Raw genomic sequence first — 18,740 nt, forward strand, 5'->3', positions numbered from 1 at the left:
GCAACAAGCAACAAGCAACAACTACGAACCTATATACAATCCAACCAGCGATTACGAAGTAGAGCCTCATTACATTACCAAAACAACCTTAGAGAATTAGGGTCTGCCTTTAGAAAAGTTGAACCACGCTCAAGCGGAGAGGAAAAGGATTGTTCGAAAGAGCGAAGCGCTCGCCTTACAAGTTTTCGATAGAAAACTACATCGGAAGCATAAGCTAAGGTTGGATATCGACTGCCCAGTAGTCCTATCAAGATATCCAATCTTAACAGCGACGATAGAACAACCTTTTCCTCGCAGCGCTGTAGCTCACCAACTCTTCTACCCGCAACCCCATTTCCTAAGCCCAAACGAAAGGTGCGATGTACAGTGTCAGAAGCCTATAAAAGTGCCGGGGTCGATATTGCGGCAGGGAATGAAGCAGTAGAACGGATGAAAAAGCACGTTAAAACAACGTTTCGCCCGGAAGTGATGACAGAACTTGGTGGTTTCGGTGCATTGTTTGGCCTGAATAAAGATAAATATGATGAGCCTGTACTTGTATCCGGTACGGATGGTGTCGGTACGAAGCTGAAGCTTGCTTTTGCGATGGATAAGCATGACACGATTGGTATCGATGCTGTTGCGATGTGTGTGAATGATATCGTGGTACAAGGTGCAGAACCGTTGTTTTTCCTTGATTATCTAGCATGTGATCGTGTGATTCCTGAAAAGATCGAAGCGATTGTATCCGGTATTGCTGATGGATGTCGTCAAGCAGGATGTGCCTTGATCGGTGGCGAAACGGCTGAAATGCCAGGAATGTACTCGGAAGGTGAATATGATATTGCTGGATTTACCGTAGGTATCGTAGATAAAGCCAAAGTGATCACAGGTAGTGAGATTGCATCTGGTGATGTCGTGCTAGGCTTAGCTTCTAGTGGCATACACAGTAATGGCTTCTCACTGGTACGTAAATTGTTACTTGAAGACGGTGGATATGATCTCAAAGATACGGTAGCAGAACTTGATGGTGCTGTACTTGGAGATGTATTGCTAGAGCCTACTAAAATATATGTTAAATCAACACTTGCGTTACAAGAAGCGGTTAAAGTCAAAGGGATGGCACATATTACAGGTGGCGGATTTATCGAAAATATTCCACGGATGTTGCCTGAAAACGTGAATGTTGATATCGAATACGGAAACTGGCCGATCTTGCCTATTTTTCAATTGATGCAAGCTAAAGGCGGTATTAGCCACAAAGATATGTTTACGACATTCAATATGGGTATTGGTATGGTGATTGTGGTTGCTGCGGATCAAGCAGAACAGGCATTAGCAGTTCTCAAAGAACAAGGCGAGACTGCGTACAGACTTGGAAGTGTGCATGAAGGAACTAAAGTTGTGACATTTACCGGAGTCGATGTGTAATGAAGCCTTTTCGAATTGCTGTCTTTGCTTCAGGGGAAGGCACTAATTTTCAAGCGATGGTCGATGCATGGCAAAAGGGGTATTTTGGTGCAACAGAAGCAACAACAATCGAATTGTTAGTTTCTGATAAACCGCAAGCCCCTGTGGTTCAGCGTGCGATACAAGCGGGTGTAGATACGTATGTTTTTCGCCCTAAAGAATACAGTAGTCGTGAACAGTATGAAATAGAGATTGTAGCTGAACTGGAACGCCGGGGGATTGATCTGATTGTGTTGGCAGGCTATATGCGTTTGCTTACACCGACAATCGTGAATCCTTATATGGGTCGGATGATCAATGTACATCCGTCTTTATTGCCTGCTTTTCCAGGAAAAGATGCATTAGGTCAGGCACTAGCCTACGGTGTGAAATTAACAGGGATTACGGTTCATTTTGTAGATAATGGCATGGATACAGGGCCGATTGTGGCGCAACAAGCTATAGAAGTACAGCCACACGATACAGCAGAGACGCTAGCCGAACGGATACATGAGATTGAACGGAAATTGTATCCACAAGTGGTGGCTCAGATTGCACAAGGTAAAGTCACGCTTGAAGGACGACAAGTGATTGTGGAAACATAACTTTTTTCAAATTAAAGGAGGAATAAATCCATCATGAGTATCAAAAGAGCGCTAGTGAGCGTGTCCGACAAAGCAGGTGTGGTTGATTTTTGCCGCGAGTTGTCTCAATTGGGTGTTGAAATTATTTCGACAGGTGGGACTAAAAATCTGCTTGCTGAAGCAGGAGTACCGGTGATTGGTATTTCAGAAGTAACTGGATTTCCTGAGATTCTAGATGGTCGTGTCAAAACATTACATCCGGCAGTACATAGTGGTCTGTTGGCAGTTCGAGATAGCGCGGAACACCAACAGCAAATGAAAGATTTGGAATTGGGATATATTGATCTGGTCGTTGTGAATTTGTATCCTTTCCAAGAAACGATCTCCAAACCAGATGTAGCTTATGAAGATGCAATAGAAAATATTGATATCGGTGGACCTACGATGTTGCGTAGTGCTGCGAAGAATCATGCATTTGTTAGTGTAGTGGTCGATTCTAACGATTATGCGCAAGTGCTAGAAGAAGTACGTGCAGAAGGGGATACAACACTGGATACACGTAAACGTCTAGCAGCTAAAGTATTCCGCCATACTGCGGCATATGATGCTCTAATCTCTGATTATCTGTGCAATGTATTAGGTGATCCTTTGCCAGAGCGTTACACAGTAACATATGAGAAGATTCAAGATCTTCGTTATGGCGAAAATCCACATCAAGCGGCAGCTTTTTACCGTAAGCCTATGGCACCAACAGGTACACTGACGACTGCGGAGCAACTTCATGGCAAAGAGTTATCTTACAACAATATCAATGATGCCAATGCGGCTCTACAAATTGTTAAAGAATTTACAGAACCTGCTGTCGTGGCTGTCAAACATATGAATCCTTGCGGAGTAGGCGTAGGCGAGACGATCGCTGAAGCGTACAACAAAGCATACAATGCAGATCCAACTTCGATTTTCGGTGGGATTGTAGCAGCCAACCGTACAATTGATGCAGAAACAGCGCAACCGCTCAGTGAGATTTTCCTAGAAATCGTACTTGCTCCTGACTTTACACCAGAAGCATTAGAAATTTTGACGAAAAAGAAAAATATTCGCTTGCTGAAAATGGGCGAATTGACTTCATCGGAAGCACGTACATCGCAACATGTGGTGACTACGATTGAAGGCGGTATGGTCGTACAAGAAAGTGATGTACATTCGATTACGACAGATGATCTAAAAGTCGTCACTGACCGTTCTCCTTCTGGCGAAGAATTGAAGCAATTGTTATTCGGATGGAAAGTCGTGAAGCATGTGAAATCCAATGCGATCGTATTAGCAGCCGATGATATGACCGTTGGCGTAGGTGCAGGTCAGATGAATCGTGTAGGAGCCGCTAAAATTGCGATCGAACAAGCAGGAGAAAAAGCGAACGGAGCTATTCTTGCTTCAGATGCCTTTTTCCCAATGGGCGATACGGTCGAATTGGCAGCTAAAGCAGGCATCAAAGCGATTATTCAACCGGGTGGATCGATCAAAGACGAAGAATCAATCAAGATGGCTAATGAATATGGTATCGCTATGGTATTCACAGGCGTACGTCATTTCAAACATTAATCATATAAGAATATGATTTGGAAAAAATGGAAATAGATTCACTGAGAAATATTACAGAATCAGATGGTAGATAGTTATAAAACAATGTTTGTACTTCTATAAATTCGCTTGCAATACGCAACAAAACAGACCGAATTTTTCTTGTTCGGTCTGTTGCTTTGTTGGCTTGAAAAATCCTTCTCTATAGTAAAGGAGCGTGACGTGATGGATATTTTAGTGGTTGGTGGTGGAGGACGTGAGCATGCAATCATCTGGTCGCTTGCTCAAAGTCCAAAAGCAGATAAAATTTACTGTGCTCCTGGAAATGCAGGCATTGCACAACTAGCAGAATGTGTACCGATTCAAGTGAATGAATTTAAGAAATTAGCTGATTTTGCGGAAGAACAAAAAGTAGGCTTGGTTGTGATTGGCCCAGATGATCCACTAGCTGATGGAATTGTAGATGTTTTTGAACATCGTCAAATTCCAGTATACGGTCCTCGTAAAAATGCAGCACTTATCGAAGGTAGCAAAACCTTTATGAAAGACTTGCTTCATAAATACAATATTCCAACAGCCGCTTATGCAAAGTTCGATGATTATACGTCTGCCCTTCAGTATCTTCAACAACAATCGATGCCTATCGTGATCAAAGCCGATGGACTTGCCGCAGGTAAAGGGGTAACGGTTGCACATACTATGGACGAAGCGGTCGATGCGTTACAGTCGATTATGCAAGATAAAGTATTTGGTGAAGCAGGCAGTAAAGTAGTAATCGAAGAATTTTTGGCTGGTCAAGAAATGTCGATCTTAGCTTTTGTTGATGGAGAAACGGTTCGTCCTATGGCGGCGGCGCAAGATCACAAGCCTGCATATGATAACGATCTAGGTCCGAATACAGGTGGAATGGGAACCTATTCGCCGTTACCACATATCCAGCAAAGTATTATTGATGAAGCAATAGAGACGATTATTGTTCCAACTGCCAAAGCGATGGTTGCCGAAGGTCGTTCATTTAGCGGAGTATTATTTGCAGGATTAATGATCTCACCAGATGGCACGCCCAAAACGATTGAATTCAATGCACGCTTTGGTGATCCTGAGACGCAAGTGGTCTTACCACGTCTACAAAGTGATCTGCTAGAGATTTTCCTAGCGACGGTAAATGGTACACTTGCCGATATTGAGATCCAGTGGAGTGAGCAAGCCGCTGTATGTGTAATCCTTGCTTCAGGAGGTTATCCTGCTGCTTATGCTAAAGGATTGCCGATTAGTGGGCTAGAACATACAGATGAGCAAGCACTGGTATTTCATGCAGGTACAGCATTAAGCACAGATGGTGAAGTGGTGACCAATGGCGGACGTGTACTGGGTGTTGTAGGCTTAGGAACAGATATTGCAACAGCACGTGCCAAAGCGTATGAACATGCTGAAAAGATTACATTTGAAGGTAAGCATCAGCGTAGTGATATTGCGGCTAAAGCGATGCAAGATCAATAAAATAGATAAGCCGTCTGAGTTAAAAAAGACGGCTTTTTTTATTGGCTATATACTTTTATTGTAACAACTAATTAAGACTGTGAAATATAAAATGATGGTATAACATATTTTACAGAAAATTTACGGTTATTTTCCATAATATTGTTGACTGAATTGCCATATATTGATTAGATAGTAAGGTCTATTCTTTTTAAGGAAAAGATATAATAAATCTAAAGAAGATTGTCATTGAAAAAGGGAGGGTGAATAAAGAAGTAGTCACCGTGCAAAATATGCTAACTAAGTTGTATGAGTTACAGATATTCAAAAGGGAGAGAAGCGAAAAAAATGAGAAAGATTAGCACAATGATAGCCATAAGTATGATGAGTATGTTACTTACAGCTCCACTAATGTATGCAGCAGAATATCAATATGATGATCTAGGTCGAGTCACTTCAGTTACTAAAGATGGCAAGCAAACCACATATACGTATGATCAAGGTGGAAATATATTAAGTGTCAAATCCAGTACTAGCAGTAAGTCATTACGTCAAACGTCCAATGTGATGACAGGTTGGACAGCTTATGCTACAAAAGGAATCAAAGCGAGTTATCGTACAGCAACAGAAGATGTATACGCACCTACAACCACCACAATACCTCAATCAGTTGTACATAATGTGTATGGCGACACTACCGTAGCAAGCGATGTATACCATTCCTCTTCTTCTATGATGAATACACAATGGATCGAAGTATCGTCTAAACGTACAGGCGCTGCGAATATTTACCGTGATATTGCTGTGAAAGCAGGGCAAGCTTACTCTTATAATGGCTGGGTACAGACCCGAAATGTAAAAGATGCTGTCGTGCAAGTCATCATTAATTATTATGATAAAAACAATAAATTAGTGCATTACAACAACATTTTGAACCTCAAGCAAAATACGGATTGGCATACGTACGGTGCCAACTTAAAAGCTCCAGCACAAGCGGTCAAAGCCCGTGTTCATTTGCAGATTGTTCTGCTCAAATCAAATGGTACAGCACAAGCCGGATTTGCTGATCGTACATTTGAACAGTCAACACAGGGGGATCACCGTTAATGAAAAATAAATATGTACGGTTAGCCTTATTGTTTGTTGTTTTATTTGCTGTAGTCGCAGGGTTCAAAATGAATTCTGCTTCTGCGGAGACCGGCGTATATACATTGGGTCCTGGAAGAACAATGGATTTTACATATACAGCTTCTTCCTCTGCAACTATTTATGTGACAGGTACCAATTATGATTATGTAAAGTACTTAGCAAGCGGAGATGTATCTGGTTTCTATACTAAAACAGCATATGTTCCAATTACTTTATCTATTAATCAGACCGTGCGAATAACGAATAATTCATCTTCTAATATGACAATAGATATGAAAAGTAAAACATTTCAACTCTCGTCTCAAATTTTTAAAGCACTGACTCGATATTCTGTACAACCGGGAGCTAGCGCTTATGTAAAAAATAGTAATTTAGACTACTCTTTATCGGTTGATATTGGTGGTATTAACTCGAATATTCATTATAGTGCAGATGGAGAATTGATTGTTTCTTCTTTCACTCGTAAAGATACGGGTGGAGGAGAAGTTGTCGAAAAGGGTGGCACTATTCTTGTTACTAACCGTGACAATGTAGCATTCGAAATTGTAGGTCCAACCATTCCGATAGATATTACTGGAACTAGTTCAACAGCTGATTTCAGATACAATCTAACTAAAGGTGGTTCTGTACAAGCAACTAATAATACGACCAAAAACTTCTATGTGTATATTGACGGCACAGATAATTATGAATTTTCAATCTTTGATGAGGATGGAACACTGGCTTCATCAGGAGTAACCAAGACTCCAACTAAATATGTTAAAGCAGGGCAAAGTATCGTTTTGACTAATCCTAGCGATGCTTCTATGTTGGTTACAGGTGCATCTCCTGCATTCTATACCACAACCCAAGTTGAACCGCCGATGATTACCAAAACGTTAGCACCCGGCAAAAGTATTAAAGTGCTTAACAACTCTGGCGATACCATGAAACTGTTAACCGATGATATAGGCAATGGTTTCCAGATTGCGGAGTACAAATCCAATGGCGCTGTAGATAGTTACGATATTTTAAATACAAGTGCTAACTACATTATGGGAAATGGTAACTATGTTGTGATTACCAATCCTGCTTTTAATACACAATCAATTAAGATTAAGATTCCTAAATTGAATTCAGTGATATCCGATTCAGCTAACCCTGCTTTATTGGATCAAGATATTTCTCCAGGTAATTCGGTAGAAATCAAAAACGTATCGCCTACCAAAACAGGACTATTTGTATCTGGTGAATTTGATTATGCTCTGTATGATAGTGCAGGCATTAATGAGTATGCACCTGTAGTGAAATCTTCAAATATTTATCCTGATCCAGGTGAAAAAGTAGCTATTACCAATACAAGTAGCAGCAATACAAACACAAGTATCCATGCTCCTTATGAAGCATTTGTAGCGACTGCTCGTACGCAACCCGTCACGTTTAATCGTGTACTGAATGTAGGCGAAACATTAAAAACAATCAACACCTCTAATTATTCATTCTATATCAATGCAAGTGGGCAACATCACTATGCTGTCTACAAAAAAGATAATAATAAAGTTGATGATTTTGATAATCCGATCGTAAGTGCAAGACATCTGATTAGCAAAGATGAGAAAATGATCACCACCAATAGTGGTAATCAAGCGATGACGGTATCCGGTCCTTATGACGCATTTGATATCAGCAGTCGGGCTGAACCTGCTTTATACAAAGGTTATCTCAATGCAGGACAAAGTGCGAAATTAACAAACACCAGTCCGGCGCTGTTCAGTATGTTTACGGATGGAATATATGATCAAGCGAGTTATCGTGCAGATGATACATTACGCTCACTAGATCATGATCGTGTCGCCAAATCATTACCTTTTTATAATGGAGAACGAGTGACGCTAACGAATGCTGGAAGCAGTCAACTTGTTATTTTGAGTCCTTATGATGTAACAACGGCTCAATCGAGTAGCGATCCTGCACTACTGGTGAAGCAATTAGCTATTAATCAGAGTGCCGAGTTTATTAACAAAGATAAAGCCAATGAAACGGTTTATTTTACAGGTAAACATGACTTGATGGATTATGATACAACAGATCAGCCTAACAGCTATTATCGTGGTACCACTACAACGTACCGTTCTGTAGATCCTAATCAACGCTTAGCTGTCATGAATACGGATGTAAAAACAATTGATGCGTATGCGGCTTTTGAGTTATTTACAGGTAAAGACCGTACCAATCCAGTCACATTCAAGAAAACATTATCTACAAAACAAAGTCTAGACTTCACGAATAAAACAAGCAAAACATTCTTCATTTATCCTAATGGAACGTATGATTTTGCAGAGTATCAAGCAGGGCAATCGATCGAAATGGGAAGAAAAGAAACCAGTTCTTCCAAAAGCCTGCTGACATCTAATCGCATGTCAGTCACCAATGTAATTTCAACAGATTTAACAGTGGAAGGACCTTATGATGCATTCACGATACAAGCACGTACGAATCCTGCTTTGTTTGAAGAAGTATTATCGAAGCGTGAAAGTATCGAAGCTCAATATACAGGTACTAAGTCAGGGCAAGTGCGTCTGACGGTTAATTATGATTCTGCTTTATTTTCAAATGATGTATTAAGTGAATATGGTCGTAACCATACTGGTTCGGCTGTACAAGTGGTAGCGACAGGTGAACGTGTCGCTGTACAAAATGTAGATGCAACTCCCGGTTTGGTATATGGAGCGTATGACACATTTAAAGTAATACCACGTACCAATCCCGTCACATTCCAGAAGGTACTGAATACCGATGAGAATGTAGATATTACCAATACACAACCATCCAAATCGTTTAACGTGTATCTCAACGCTGTAGATAATATCTACGACTATGTCAAACGAGATGCAACTGGTGGAGTCGATGGATTAGGACGAGCAGTATCGGGTGGAGTTGAACTTCTAGAGCATGGAGAGCGCATTGCGATTACAGCGCCAACAGCGCATTCTGTAATGATTGAAGGCTCTTATGATGCGTTTAAGATCGCTAATCGTACGAACCCAGCGTTGATGAAAAAAGCATTAGCACCCGCTCAAAGTCTAGAAGCGACCAATATAGATAGTATTCCTTCTCGATTAATTATCGAGCAAATCTATGATATGGCAACGTATGATAGTACGGGTGCACTAAAACAATATAGTCATGGATTAAGTGGAACACCTTCACAAACACTAGATCCTAAGGCCAAAATAGCCATTCAAAATAGTGATACGATCTACAATGTGGTATATGGTCCTTTCGAGTCGTTCCAGTTAGCGGATCGAAGTCATCCAGTTACTTTTACCAAAACGTTATCTACGAATGAGTCTATAGCATTTGAACAAAATGCACTGAATCAAATGTTTTTATATTTTAATGGTAATCCGTATGATTACGCACAGTACAAAGCCAATAAAGAAGTGCGTGAGTACGGTTGGGACGAACTGCTTTCGCAAGCGATGACCAAAGGAGATCGTCTTGTTGTTGCAGCATCAGGTACAGCTAACGTAACGGTTCAAGGTTCGTACGATGCCTACAAAATGACAACAGTGAGCGGTAAACCTGTAACGATCAAAACGCTTGAAGTCGGCGAAAGCTATTCAATCCGTAATATTTCGCCAGGCAACTTTTTTGTTAAATTAGCAGGTAATCATAGTTATCAACTGTACAATGCGAATGGCAAACTCGCCATTTCGAGTACAGGAACAACAGCTAGTTATCACGACGTTCCTGCTTCATCACGTCTGGTTGTAACGAATATAGATGTAGCACCTATTACAGTCTATGCACCGACAGAAGCGATCAAAGTGACACAAGGCGATGATCTGTTAGTCAAAACATTGACGATGGATCAGACGATGAAAGCGACCAATACATCAAGCAGTTCAGCTACATTATCTGTAGATGGTAAGTACGATGTGGCAGTATATGATGCTTCAGGCAAACCTGTTCAGTATGATCGCAAAACAACCGGTAATTCGGTATCTGTTCCAGCAGGTGGTTATGCGATTCTTACAGGGCAACAAGCGTCCAATACACTGGTTAATGGAAATAAAGATCATTTTAATTTCCAAGATCAGGATACTCCGGCATTATCACTTTACACATTAGCACCGAATACGATGGTCAAAGCAACCAATGTACACGATCATGGGCGTGCACTTAATGTAGGTAGTAAGTTTAGTTACTGGACAGAGCAAGGAGAAGAACAAACAGGTTCAGGTACAGTTACGATCGGAGCAGGCAATACGACTGTGATTCGTAATACAGGTACAACCACATATGAACTTTATAGTCCATATGGTTCTTTCAAAATGGAAGTCACAACAACGACTCCAGTTCCTGTACCGCCAGTAGTGAATCCTTCTGTAGGAACCATCGATCCAGCCGATTATGATCAACAGACGTATTATGCAGATCCTGTTGACACTTCTACAGGAGCACAAATTATCAATAAAACGATGATGGTTGCTCATGGAACAGTCGATATTCCTTTCCAAGCTCAGTATTATGCTCTTTTACAAGGTAATGCGGGTCTGGGTAAAGGATGGAGTCATAATTTTGAAATGCGTTTGAGTAAAAACAATACAACAGGTCAAATGACGGTATATTGGAATGCTTTCCGTACCAATAACTTTATGCTAAATAGTGATAAAGCTACCTACACTCCTGTTGAACGTGCAGTACGTAATGACCAATTGCAAAAAAATGCAAATGGCACATACACATTGACCCGTTATGATGGAACACATTATATTTTCGCTGCTAACGGAACACTGCAATCAATGGGTGAACGTGGTGGCATTACAATGAACATGCAGTATGATAGTTCAGGTAAGTTACTATCTGTGACGGAACCAACCAGTGGAGCGAAGTTAGTCATCACTTACAACGCTATCGGTAAAGTAGCGACAGTTGCCGATCAAGCGGGTCGTACATCTACATTTACTTATGATGATACCGGTCGATTGATTACACTTACTGATCCAGGAAGCCACAAAACAGAATATACGTATAACAAAAATAATCAGATTGTGACAGGTTTATTAGATGGCAAGCTTGTATTCTCAAATGCGTACGATAGCAAAGGTAGAATACTGCGTCAAAATGATGGAATCACTGCACATCAACCAACAACGTTTGCTTATAGCAATGCAGACGGAATGCTCACGACGACGATTACAGATCGCAACGGTGATATTCAAAAACGTGTGCATAATATCAATTATCAATTGGTTGAAGTTCAAGATGGTAATAGCGAAAAAACAAGCTATACCTATGATGCTCAAGGCAATCGTACCAGTATTACGAATGCGTTAGGTCAGACGGCGAAGTTCGAATACGATAGCAAAGGGAATTTGACCAAAAATACAGATCCATCTGGTCTATCGATGACTTTGACCTACGATAGCAAAGGGAATTTGCTCAAAGCAACAGGACCTGATGGTAACAGCATTACAAGTACGTATGATGCCAATAGTCGTCTGCTCAGTACAACCGATACCGAAGGTTATAAAGTATCGTATGAGTACAATGACAAAGGTATGTTAACAGCAGCAACTGATCCGCGCGGTGGGAAGACGATCTATAGCTATAATGGCTATAAATTAGATACGGTGACTGCTTCTACAGGCGAGATTATGAAAGTGGGTTACGATGCCGCAGGTCGCATGACGACTCAAAGCGATGCAGAAGGTAACCTTTCCCAAGCTGTTTATAATGATAATGATCAATTAATCAGCATGATTGATCCACTCAAAAATAAAATCAGCTACACGTATGATCGTCAAGACAATCTAGCAAGTGTTACCGATGCACGTGGTAATGCGACAAGCTACACCTATGATGCTAATGGACAATTAACAGCGGTTCGTAATGCACTGGGTGGAACACTTTCGATCACTTATGATAGCGAAGGCAATATGACAGCTGTCACTGATCCGTTAGGTCGTAAGAGTTCATTTACGTATGATGCCGCAGGTCGTCTGATGACAGAGACCAATGCCGCAGGTGCAACAGTGAAATATGCATACGATAAATTAGGTCGTCCAATCGAAGCGTATGATGCACTCAATCACAAAATGTATACGGTCGAATACGATACCGCAGGCAATCCGGTCAAAATGACAGATGCGCTAGGCTATACGTATACAAGCACATACAACGATCTCAATCAGTTAACCCAATCGGTCGATCCGTTAAAACGTACAACGACCTATGGATATGATCGTAAAAACCAATTAACATCGGTTAAAGATGCGATTCAAGGCAGTACATCGCAGACAATCGATGCGTTTAGCCAGATTACTCAAATGGTAGATGCCAATGGTAATCGTGCCAAATATCAGTACGATCTGCTTGGACGTCTGACTTCAGAACAAGATGAAGCAGGGGGCAACCATAGCTACACGTACAACAATGTAGGATTACTAGGTAGCGATACCGATAAAAATGGTCGCAACAGTAAATATAGCTACGATGCCGCAGGGAATTTGAGCCAATTTACCGATGAAGCGGGTAGTGTATCATATGACTACGATGCTAATGGAAATATCACTTCGGTTAAAGGTAGTAATGGCGAAGTATTAGTACGTAACTATGACAAATTGAACCGTGTTGAATCGTTCACCAATGGAGATGGACAGAGCATTTCGTATGCGTACGATGCCGCAGGACAATTAACAGGACTTACGTATCCAGATGGCAAAAAAGTATCCTATACGTATCAAGCCAATGGTCGATTGTCGACAGTAACAGACTGGGCAGGACGCCAAACTTCTTATACGTATGATGCGAATAGTCGCTTATTATCGACAACACGTCCAGATGGAACGAAAGAAGTTCGTACGTATGATGCCGCAGGACAAGTATTGACATTGAAAGACTTGCAAGCAGATGGAACGGTATTGTATGAATACAATTACACGTATGATCAGGTTGGACAAGTGACGAATGAAGACGGTGGCGATATCAATGCCGATCTGAATACTGTTATAGCCGATGTCTATGGCCCTGGATTATCTCCATCGCTTGAAGATGTGATGATTCAAAGCGAAGGATTACCACAAACCACAGACAATGTATCATCCGATGTTCAAACCGATGTATACACACAGCCAGCCAGTGTAACCGTAGATGTATACGGTACAGGCGATATGACCATGACGTACAGTGCAGACAATCGTCTAGCTACGGTCAATGGCGAAGCGGTGAAATACGATGCCGAAGGAAATATGTTGGTCGGTCCACTGGCTGGACAGATGCAAAACTATACCTTCGATGCACGTAACCGTCTGGTGGAAGCCGGTGGAGTACAATACGGATACGATCACGAAAATCGTCGTACGTCGATGACCGTGAATGGAACGACCACGAAATATGTGATCAATCCCGAAGCTGTGTTGTCTCAAGTGCTGATGGAAACCGATGCATCCGGCAAACCAACCGCATGGTATGTGTACGGTAATGGCTTGATCGGACGCCAAGATGCGAATGGAGCATACCAAAGCTACCATTACGATCGTCGAGGAAGTACACTCGCATTAACCGATGCCAACGGACAACTGACCGATACGTACAGTTACGGCACCTATGGTGAATCTCTAGGACACGAAGGCACGACCGAGCAACCGTTCCAATACAACGGACGCGACGGAGTGATGACCGATCCGAACGGATTGTATCAGATGCGAGCAAGGTACTACAATCCAGAGATCAAGCGCTTTGTGAACCGAGATGTTCTAAGCGGAAGTATCGACGATGGGCTGACCATGAATCGATATGCGTATGTGAATGGGAATCCGATTTCGTATATCGATCCATTTGGACTGAGTGCAGATGGAGATTCTTGGTTCGCAACAGGATTAAGCTATGGAGCCGATGCGATTCCTGTTTTGGGAACCGTGAAAGGTTTCCAAGAAACGATTACGGGCGTCAATTACATTACAGGTGAACAATTGTCTGTAGCTGACCGAGTAGCCAATGGGATTGGTTCATTAACGGGCTTGATTCCAATTCCGGGGACAAAATATGTCGGTAAATATGGAACCGAAGCGGCAATTGATGCAGGTAGCTGGGTTGTTAAGCAGTTTGGGAAGAAGGAAACAAAGCAAGTAGCGAGTAAGTTACCACTAAAAGTTAATTTGCAGTTATTTGCTAAAGAGATAGAAACTCCTAGAACTTTTTTTGATGATATGGATGCTGCTGAAGCTTCTAGATATCAGAGATATTGGGAACAGAACATAAATCCAAATTATAAAGGAAATCCAAACACAAGGCAGAGAACTTATGCTGTACCTGGTACACGAAGCATTATAGATCAAAAGTTAAGTAACACTGGAGAATTGTACAAGAGAGAAACAATTTATGATCAGTTTGGTAGAAGGATAGGAAATAATGATTATACAAATCATGGTAAGCCGCATCATCATGAGAGTCCGCATTATCATCCTAATCCATGGCAAAATCCTACACAACATGGACCGAATAATGCAGGTCTTCATCCTGATACTCCGAGGTGGTAATATGATACCAATTGCCCATTATCTTTTTGCAATATCGTATAGTGGTTATTATCAAAAGAAAGATTGGCAGAATTGGGCTGACCAACGCATTATGAAACAGATATTAGTAGAAGATTGGTTGATTAGTATTTCGCTATCTAATAGCATTGAAATGTTAAGTGATGCACTTAGTGATTTATTGATTTCGGAGAGAGCCGATATGGAAAATAAAATTACTTCTAGTGATGCAATAATTGGATATTTTTACCTGATGTATTTAGAAGGAAAACTATCTATTTATGAATTACTCTTAAATTCTGGAGACGAGGCAGATGGTGGTGAAGGTGCGTCTATTGAATGTGAAGAATGGTACGCACTAAGTACTAATTTAGAAGGAAATATATTTTTAGCAGAAGAAGCTACTTTTAAAAAGAAAATAGCAGCATTATATGCTCCTTTTAAAAAGATTGCTCAATTGCAATTGGAAGAATTAGAAAACTATTAATATCATTTTAACCTTGCGTAGCTTCATGCTTTGCAAGGTTTTTTTGTGAAGGAGTATTTATTATGGGAATCTCATTTCATATATAGATCCATTTGGACTCAGTACAGATAGTGATGAGATGTTGAAAACAGTTGGTAGTTTCTTAGCGGATGCTGTGCCTATTTTAGGAACGGTAAAAGGTGTACAGGAAGTCTTTACTGGAACGGATTATGTGACAGGTCAAGAACTTTCTGTAGGAGACCGAGTTGCTACTGGAGTAGGTACATTAGTTAGCTTTGTACCTGGCGGGAAAGTCGTTGGGAAGACAGCGACTAAAGGTGCTATTGATGGCGGTAGCTGGCTTATTGGGCAGTTTAATAAACAAGTACGATATGCCAAACCTTCTGATTTATTCAAAGAAAATACGTATGCTCCTTTTGGACAAAGAATTGCTCCTAAAAATCTTTATCGTGAGTTGAATAGATCTCAAGTAGGACAAGAAACTATTAGTTTGATACAAAGTCATGGTACAAAAATTAGATTAGATTATGGGGAATTACCAACTGATATGCTAGGTAACCAGATATTAGGAAAAGCAAATATGCGTACCAATACTGCTACAATTTATGTGAAAGGAACCGAGTCAACTACTAAAACGGCTCAAACAATTATTCATGAGGTTACGCATACTTCGCTTCAAAATCCTATATATACTCAGCGTGAAGAAGTGATTGCTTTCATGAGAGAAGCTAAACATTCAAGAGATAATCTTTCTTATACACAAATAAAAGCGATCATTCAGGAAGTGAAGTCTCTTTATCCAACTATACCTTATAGATAAAGGAGAATTGATATGAATTTAAAAGAAGAAAACTCAGACATTGACAAAAGAGTTTTAAAAGGTGAACAAGTACCATGTCCGTATTGTGGTGAAATTTTAATATATCAAAGTATGGAAACAGGAAAACATCCGGCTATTATTTGTAGCAACGGAGATTATTGTGTTTTATTGGAAATTAAAAGAAGTAGTATATTAGATGATTTAGGATTAACAAAAAGAAAAAGCAAAAATTAAATAATAAAAAAACCTGAAGGAATTTAATTCTTTTAGGTTTTTTTATTATTCAGTCTATAGGAGAATGAATAGCTGATTATGAAATTATTACAATAACATCATCAGAAAAGTATGGAACAATAAATGTTACTGAGTATGGAGAAGCACAAAAATTTGATTACCATACTATTTATTCTGATGGTAAGTATATCTATGATCCTCGATTTAGTGATCAACCCATTACTACTAAAGATTATATAGACATATTAAAGGAGCTAAATGGTGGGAAAATATCTATAAGTAGACACACTTTAAAGTAGGTGAAGAGCAATGGTTCCTAATAGTATTTATTTTTCAGAAAATGGAGAAGTGAGAGATTTTGAGTTGATGGCTTATACTATTTCAAAACTAGGCTCATTTGAATGGCATCGGACATCCATGTATAATCCTAGTAATATTTATGATCGTCCAGCAGGTTTTTATTTCAGATTTCATAATGAGAATGAAGTGTATTTACAGTTACAGAAATGTATTCATATGTTTAAAGGTAAACTTAAATGGGGTATGAATATCAGTCATCATACTCGTCATAGGAATTATATAATCGAGCCAACTCAGGTTTATGAAGCCAAGTTGAGTGATAAATATGCTGTTAGTTATGACTTGAAGAAGGTTCTAAAAGATGATTATGAAAGTTTGTGTGAAAAGGCAATATTAGATATCCCGTCTTTATGTAATCATATTGAAGTCTGGTTTGAACTAGAAAAAAAACGTCCTTTTTTGCCAACTATGCCAGAGTGATTTAAAGCTAATACTTCAATATCATAAGTAGTTAATAATGTTAAATAATTCTTTTATTTTTATAAAAACCAAGTCAATTATACCTAGATAACAATTGACTTGGTTTTTTATTTAGAAGATTTTAGGGTTTATTTCAAAATATGATTATAACAGATGTGACAGAGTGATGACCGATCCGAACGAATTGTACCATATGCGAGCAAAATACTAAAATCCAGAGATCAAGTGCTTTGTGAACCGAGATTTTTTGAGTGGAAGTATCGACGATGGACTAACCATGAACCGGTATGTGAATGTGAATGGGAATCCAATCTCGTATATCGATCCATTTGGATTGAGTGCGGATAGTGATGAATTGTTGAAAACCGTTGGAAGCTTCTTAGTAGATGCTGTGCCAGGATTAGGTACACTCAAAGGACTGCAAGAAATATTTACCGGAGTCAACTATGTCACAGGAGATCAATTATCAGTTGCAGATCGAGTAGCTAATGGAGGAGGAGTTCTCTTAAGTTGGGTACCTGGAGGCAAGATTGCAGGGAAAGCCTTAACTAAGGGAGCAATTGATGGCGGTAGTTGGGTTATAGCAAGAGTGGCTAAAACACCTGGTAAATATTTAGAATCACCTGCTGAGATAAATGGAATGTTAAATATTGGTGCAAGAGGAAGGCCTATAGAGGGAACATACAATATTGATATAGATCCTAAATCTCAAGGTGTTCATTATGGAGATGCGAATCAGCTTACTAATATAAAAACAGGAAGTCAGAACAAAATAATTATAGAAAACCCTTATGGGTATGATCCATTAAACTCTGAAATACTAAGGGTTTTATCTAAAGATGGTGAAATTATAATTACCGGATCAGGTTCTAATATGAAAAAAATATTAAGACAATTAGAGGATAAAGGATTACAAGTAAAAGGAGAACGACGTGATATTGCCAATGACGGTACTTATTTAACAACAGATGGAGAAATAATCAAATCGGAATTTTTAGATCAATATATATTTGTTAGAAAGTGAGGTTAGATAAAATGATTCTTACTATTGATATAGGAGATGAAGAGTTTGATAGTATTGTAGATAGTAGTGGAGAATTTCAACCAATTATTTTTTTGAACTTTGCTAGCGATATAAAAGGACTATATGAATTTGAACTTGCAAATACAGTAATTAATATCTTTGATTTTGAAGATCAATTACAAATGCAAGGCTTTTTCAGTAAAGAAGATTCTTTATTTGTATTTGGAAAGTTAAAAGTTCAAATTGATGGAGTCAAAGGTGCAAATCTAAAATGGAGCAAAGATAAGTCTTTAAAAAAAGAAAGCGAAAAGTATTACAATTGGCCATATACTATTAATAAGGACGATAGAGTTTGTTATTGTGGAGGGTATTTATCATTTTTAACAGATTATTATGCAACATTAATGATTGTTACTGGTAGTAAATATCAAATTAAATTAACATTTGATTTAAAAGAATCAATACCATTTAACTCTATGGACAATAATAGTTTACAACAAGCAAAACTAAAACAATTTCAATATAAAAACGAGAATTTTCAAGGGAAATTGTTTGATACTAACTTTTTTAAAGAATATTTTTTGACTGGTAGAAAAGCGATTAAAGATGAATAATTAATAACTATATTTAATTAACTTAAGTTTTACTAAAG

The 18,740-nt window shown here is 39.4% G+C and carries 12 protein-coding genes; all 12 read left to right on the forward strand.

All coding sequences use genetic code 11. The annotated features are described in order from the left end of the window. The first annotated feature begins 366 nt into the window (after nucleotides 1-366). The 12 genes from purM to PTI45_RS15995 all read left to right on the forward strand — a co-directional run bounded on the left by purM (nucleotide 367) and on the right by PTI45_RS15995 (nucleotide 18,702). Nucleotides 367-1,410: a phosphoribosylformylglycinamidine cyclo-ligase gene (gene purM / locus PTI45_RS15940; RefSeq protein ID WP_069328596.1), complete on the forward strand. Its 1,044-nt coding sequence runs from the start codon at nucleotides 367-369 to the stop codon at nucleotides 1,408-1,410. Beyond that, nucleotides 1,410-2,033: a phosphoribosylglycinamide formyltransferase gene (purN, locus tag PTI45_RS15945; protein ID WP_069328597.1), complete on the forward strand. Its 624-nt coding sequence runs from the start codon at nucleotides 1,410-1,412 to the stop codon at nucleotides 2,031-2,033. The genes purM and purN overlap by 1 nt, the downstream gene beginning before the upstream one ends. Before the next feature lie 33 nt (nucleotides 2,034-2,066). Beyond that, nucleotides 2,067-3,614: a bifunctional phosphoribosylaminoimidazolecarboxamide formyltransferase/IMP cyclohydrolase gene (gene purH / locus PTI45_RS15950; protein WP_069328598.1), complete on the forward strand. Its 1,548-nt coding sequence runs from the start codon at nucleotides 2,067-2,069 to the stop codon at nucleotides 3,612-3,614. Between the two features lie 204 nt (nucleotides 3,615-3,818). Beyond that, on the forward strand, nucleotides 3,819-5,093 hold the full coding sequence (gene purD, locus PTI45_RS15955; RefSeq protein ID WP_069328599.1) for a phosphoribosylamine--glycine ligase: 1,275 nt from the start codon (nucleotides 3,819-3,821) through the stop codon (nucleotides 5,091-5,093). Between the two features lie 327 nt (nucleotides 5,094-5,420). Further along, nucleotides 5,421-6,179, forward strand: a complete 759-nt coding sequence (locus PTI45_RS15960; protein ID WP_069328600.1) for an RHS repeat domain-containing protein — start codon at nucleotides 5,421-5,423, stop codon at nucleotides 6,177-6,179. Beyond that, nucleotides 6,179-14,746, forward strand: coding sequence for an RHS repeat-associated core domain-containing protein (locus PTI45_RS15965; protein WP_069328601.1), 8,568 nt, complete (start codon nucleotides 6,179-6,181; stop codon nucleotides 14,744-14,746). The genes PTI45_RS15960 and PTI45_RS15965 overlap by 1 nt, the downstream gene beginning before the upstream one ends. A gap of 1 nt (nucleotide 14,747) precedes the next feature. Next, nucleotides 14,748-15,230, forward strand: a complete 483-nt coding sequence (locus tag PTI45_RS15970; RefSeq protein WP_069328602.1) for a hypothetical protein — start codon at nucleotides 14,748-14,750, stop codon at nucleotides 15,228-15,230. A 118-nt stretch (nucleotides 15,231-15,348) separates the two neighbouring features. After that, entirely contained in the window at nucleotides 15,349-16,050 is a 702-nt protein-coding gene (locus tag PTI45_RS15975; RefSeq protein WP_069328603.1) for a pre-toxin TG domain-containing protein, read from the forward strand. Nucleotides 16,051-16,062: 12 nt separating this feature from the next. Further along, nucleotides 16,063-16,284: a hypothetical protein gene (locus tag PTI45_RS15980; RefSeq protein ID WP_069328604.1), complete on the forward strand. Its 222-nt coding sequence runs from the start codon at nucleotides 16,063-16,065 to the stop codon at nucleotides 16,282-16,284. A gap of 309 nt (nucleotides 16,285-16,593) precedes the next feature. Further along, entirely contained in the window at nucleotides 16,594-17,064 is a 471-nt protein-coding gene (locus PTI45_RS15985; RefSeq protein WP_069328605.1) for a hypothetical protein, read from the forward strand. 277 nt (nucleotides 17,065-17,341) lie between these two features. After that, nucleotides 17,342-18,088 (forward strand): pre-toxin TG domain-containing protein, encoded by a 747-nt coding sequence (locus PTI45_RS15990; protein ID WP_069328606.1) that lies wholly within the window; start codon nucleotides 17,342-17,344, stop codon nucleotides 18,086-18,088. 11 nt (nucleotides 18,089-18,099) lie between these two features. Next, on the forward strand, nucleotides 18,100-18,702 hold the full coding sequence (locus PTI45_RS15995; RefSeq protein ID WP_069328607.1) for a hypothetical protein: 603 nt from the start codon (nucleotides 18,100-18,102) through the stop codon (nucleotides 18,700-18,702). The last annotated feature ends 38 nt before the right edge of the window (nucleotides 18,703-18,740 follow it).

The sequence above is a fragment of the Paenibacillus nuruki genome (assembly GCF_001721045.1).
Taxonomy (GTDB): Bacteria; Bacillota; Bacilli; order Paenibacillales; family Paenibacillaceae; genus Saccharibacillus; species Saccharibacillus nuruki.